3 protein-coding genes and 1 pseudogene are annotated in these 4,745 nt (G+C 71.0%); all 4 read left to right on the plus strand.

The annotated features are described in order from the left end of the window. Positions 1 to 280, plus strand: a 280-nt coding sequence (locus B7X32_RS18575; protein ID WP_292723085.1) for an AIR carboxylase family protein, incomplete at its 5' end; no start/stop codon positions are given. Continuing rightward, entirely contained in the window at positions 277 to 1,734 is a 1,458-nt protein-coding gene (locus tag B7X32_RS18580) for an LCP family protein (RefSeq protein ID WP_366247010.1), read from the plus strand. The genes B7X32_RS18575 and B7X32_RS18580, both read left to right, overlap by 4 nt. Positions 1,735 to 1,793: 59 nt before the next feature. After that, positions 1,794 to 2,867, plus strand: a complete 1,074-nt coding sequence (locus tag B7X32_RS18585; protein ID WP_292723089.1) for a glycosyltransferase — start codon at positions 1,794 to 1,796, stop codon at positions 2,865 to 2,867. A 94-nt stretch (positions 2,868 to 2,961) separates the two neighbouring features. Continuing rightward, positions 2,962 to 4,745: pseudogene (locus tag B7X32_RS18590) on the plus strand (hypothetical protein); the annotation flags it as partial.

Below are 4,745 nucleotides of genomic sequence, written 5' to 3' on the forward strand. Positions count from 1 at the left end.
GCCCGGCATGCTGGCCTCCGTGACGGCGCTGCCCGTGGTCGGCGTCCCCGTCCCGCTCGCCTACCTCGACGGCATGGACTCGCTGCTGTCGATCGTGCAGATGCCCGCGGGCATCCCTGTCGCGACCGTCTCGATCGGCGGCGCGCGCAACGCGGGCATCCTCGCAGCCCGCATCCTCGGCACCGCGGATCCGGCTCTCGCCGACCGCATCGAGTCCTACGCCCGCGACCTCGAGGCGCAGGTCGAGGAGAAGAACCGGCGGCTGAAGGACAGCCTGTGACCCAGCTCCTGGCCCGCCCCGGCGGGGTCTCCGCGCAGAGCGCGGGGCTGATCCGCACGAGGCCGATGCGCGACCCCGACTTCGGGTCGCCGGAGGTCATGACCCGCCGCGGCTGGTGGCTCGTCGTGCTCAACGTGCTGATCCCCGGATCCGCGCAGGTGCTGGCGGGCAACCGCAGGCTGGGGCGGTTCGGCCTCGCCGCCACGCTCACGATGTGGACGCTGGTCGTGCTCGGGATCCTCGGCGCGCTGCTCTGGCACGAGGCGCTGCTCTGGCTCACGGTCGGCGGCGGGTGGGTGAGCTGGCTCGTGCTGAGCCTCATCCAGCTGCTCTGCATCGCCTACGTCGTGCTCTGGGTGGTGCTGACCTTCGACACGCTGCGGCTCGTGCGGCTCGTGCGCACCAAGAACTACGCCAAGCTCGCGATCCCGCTCGTCGCCGTGCTGGTGCTGAGCCTGTGCGGCTCCGGCGCCGCCTATGCCGCGAACGTGGTCGGATCCAGCCGCAGCGCGATCAGCACGCTGTTCGGCTCTGGCGGCCCGAGCCTGCCGCCCAGCGACGGCTACTACAACGTGCTGCTGCTCGGTGCCGACAGCGGCATGGGCCGCGACTCGATGCGCTACGACAGCATCTCCGTGGTGTCGGTGAACGCCGAGACCGGCAAGACCACGATCTTCGGCATCCCGCGCGACATGCCGCACGTGCCGTTCGCCCCCGGGCCCATGCACGATCTGTATCCGGACGGGCTGCAGGCGCACGAGGACTCCGAGTGCGGCTGGGGGAGCGGCATCAATCAGCTCACCAACGCGGCCGAGTACTGCCACACCGGCCCGTCACTGTACCCGGACGCGAAGAATCACGGATCCCGCCCGGCCGTCGAGGCCACCAAGGACGCGGCCGAGGGCGTGCTCGGCATCAAGATCCCGTACTACGTGTTCCTGGACATGAACGATTTCGCCAAGCTCATCGACGCGCTGGGCGGGGTCGACATCAACGTCAAGGAGCGTCTGCCGGAGGGCAACGTTCCGGAGTGGGGCAACTCCGACAACGCCGAGGAGTGGGCGACGGGCTGGATCGAGGCCGGTCAGCAGCACATGAACGGCGACACCGCGCAGTGGTACGCCCGCTCGCGCTACACGACGAGCGACTTCGACCGGATGCGCCGTCAGCGGGAGCTGCAGGACGCGCTGATGAAGCAGTTCACCCCGCAGAACGTGGCCGCGCACTTCAGCGAGATCGCCGCGGCCGGCACGTCCGCGGTCGACACCGACCTGCCGCAGGACAAGCTCCCGGAGTTCTTCGACCTCATGATGAAGGCGAAGAAGCAGAAGCTCACGACGATCGATCTCACGCCCGCCAACGGCGTGGACGAGCTCGAGCCGGACTGGAACCAGATCCACGGGATCGTCAAGGCCGCTCTGCACCCCGAGCCCTCGCCCGCGCCGACGAGCTGATCCGGCGGTCCATGGAGCGCCTCGGGAGTCCTTCGGTGCGCACTGGATAGGCTCGGAGCATGGCTGTGCTGCGGGTTGTGCTGGATCAGGTGAACGACGTCGTCGACGCCGATCAGGCCGAGGCCGCGCGGTCCCTGGTCCTCGGGCTCGCCGCGACCGCGCCCCAGAAGTGCACGATCGAGGCGATCGTGCCCGGGGGAGGGACGGAACCGGTCGTCGACGGCGCCGACACGCTGCACCGTCTCACGCTGGCGCGCCGAGAGCTCGGCGCCGCCTGGCAGCTCGGGGTGGTCGCCGGCGTCGGCGGCGGCATGATCCATGCGCCCACGCTCTTCGCCCCGCTCGCGAAGCACGACAGGGCCAACGACTACGACCAGACCGTCGCCACGGTCTGGGACCTGCGGGCGTGGACCGCGCCGGAGCAGCTCTCGCGCGCGAGCGTGCTGTGGCAGCGCAGCATGCTCAAGCGCGCCGTCAAGCACGCCGACGCCGTGGTCGTGCCCACCCACGCGATGGCGGAGGAGCTCGCGGGCTTCGGCCGCTTCGCCGACCGCATCAGGGTGATCCCCGGGGCTCCGGCGACGGGCTTCGCGATCCCGCACGACGCGGCCGGACGCCGCACCGCGCTCGGCGCCCCTGACCGGTACCTCGTGGCCACGGGCTCCGCGGAGCCCCTTTCCTCGGTGTTCGCCGCCGCGGTCGACCGGGACGCCGATGTCTTCGTGCTGGACGCGGCGACCGGATCCGCGCCCGCGATCGCCGAGGTCGCTGCGGCGGAAGGGCTCGCCGCGCCGCGCGTGCATGTGCTCGGACGGCTGGATGCCGAGGACCGCGCCGCACTGCTCGCGGGCGCGCTCGCCTTCGCCGCGGCGGACCCCGCGCCGGTCTGGCCGTGGCGGCTCGTCGAGGCGCTCGCGCTCGGCGTTCCCGTGATCGCGGCGGAGAGCGGCGTGCATCGCGACGTGCTCGCGGAAGGCGGGCTGCTCGTGGCGGCGGCAGGATTCACCGACGCCCTGCGGGACGCCGCGGGGGAGGGGGCGCGACGGCTGTCGGTGCTCGCCGCGGACCGTTCGAGGGCCTACTCCTGGAACGGCTCCGCCGAGCGCGTCTGGACGCTGCACGCCGAGCTGTGACGGATGGCGGACGGAGTCCGCTCCTCCCGCGGGATTCCGGGCCTGCGCGCGTGTCCGCAGTGCCATCCGGGGCCGGATCCCGCAGAATATCACCATGACTGGACATGCCCCGGGTCCCGCGCGCGCTCATGCGCCCCGACGCTGGATGATCGGCATGCTCGCGATCGCCGCCGTCTTCCTCTCCGTGCTGGTCCCGGCGGCCGCCGATGCGGCTCCGGTCAAGGCCGCACAGTCGACGACATCGGTGGTGGGTTCGGGAGGCGCGGCCACGACCGCGATCCGGCCGGCGACGCTGGACGGCTGGAACGCGGGCAACATCATCAGCGACGCCGTGTTCACGGACAGCTCGACGATGACCGAGGCGCAGATCCAGGCCTTCCTCAACGCGAAGGTGCCGAACTGCCTCGGCGGGGCGGACGAATACGGTCCGATCATCTGCCTGAAGGACTTCCGGCAGGACACCCCGAGCAAGGCTTCCGACGCGTACTGCAGGGGCTACAGCGGGGCCGCGGGCGAGTCCGCGGCGCGCATCATCTTCCGCGTCTCCCAGTCCTGCGGGATCAACCCCCAGGTGCTGATCGTCATGCTCCAGAAGGAGGCGGGCCTGGTCACGCACGTCTGGCCGAGCGCGTGGCGCTACGGGCAGGCGATGGGCCAGGGATGCCCCGACACCGCGCCATGCGACCCCTCCTTCGCGGGCTTCTTCCAGCAGGTCTTCGGCGCCGCGCGCCAGATGCAGATCTACATGGAGGGCCGCTGGTTCACCTGGTACGCGCCGGGGAACACCTGGAACATCCAGTACAACCCGAACACGGGCTGCGGCAGTTCGCCGGTCTACGTCGCGAACAAGGCGACCTCGGCTCTGTACTACTACACCCCCTATCAGCCGAACGCCTCCGCTCTGGCCGCGGGATACGGCGAGGGCGACGCGTGCGGCGCCTACGGCAACCGCAACTTCTACAACTACTTCACGGACTGGTTCGGTTCGACGCAGGCGGGCTCCAGCAAGGGCAGCCCCGTCGGCTCGGTGGACGGCATCAGCTCGGTTCCGGGGGACATCCGGCTCTCGGGCTGGGCGCTGGATCCCGACACGACCGCGCCGATCGACGTGCACGTCTACGTCAACGGGGTCGGATACCCGACGACCGCGAACCGCCCGCGGCCCGACCTCGCCCCGTTCTACCCCGGGCTCGGCACCAACCACGGTTTCGAGGTGTCGGTGCCGCCGCCGCTGTGGGGGTCGGTCGATGTCTGCACCTACGGCATCAACACGGGTCCCGGCTCCAACAAGCTGCTGGGATGCAGCACGATCACCGCGTACGGCGGGTCGCCCACCGGGTACGTGGACAGCATCACGGCGGGGCCCGGCACGATCACGGCGCGGGGCTGGGCCCTGGACCCCGACACGAAGGACCCGATCGCGGTCCACGTGTACGTCGGCGCGACCGGCACGCCGACCCTCGCGAACCAGAGCCGCCCCGACGTGGCCGCCGCGTTCCCGATGTACGGTGCGAACCACGGCTATGCCGCGACCGTGAGCGCGCCCACCGGCTATCAGACGGTGTGCGTCTACGGCATCAACGTGAAGTCCGGCGGCAACATCCTGCTGGCGCCCTGTCAGCAGCTCTTCGTGCGTGCGGCGACGGACCCGGGCAGGGCTCCGTTCGGACGTCTGGACAGCTTCGACGTGCAGGGCGACCAGGTCACCCTCCGCGGCTGGGCCCTGGACCCCGACAGCCCTGATTCGATCCCCGTCCACGTCTACGTCGGCGCCGCAGGCTCCGCGCACACCGCGGACCAGGCCCGTCCCGACATCGCCGCGGCGTTCCCCGGATACGGCGAGAAGCACGGGTTCACCATCACGCGCACGCTGCCGCC

Source organism: Microbacterium sp. 13-71-7, assembly GCF_002257455.1.
Classification (GTDB): Bacteria; Actinomycetota; Actinomycetes; order Actinomycetales; family Microbacteriaceae; genus Microbacterium.

Bases quoted from the DNA above. Each gene is read 5' to 3' on its own strand.
- B7X32_RS18585 (WP_292723089.1), top strand. From the start codon at position 1,794: ATGGCTGTGCTGCGGGTTGTGCTGGATCAGGTGAACGACGTCGTCGAC.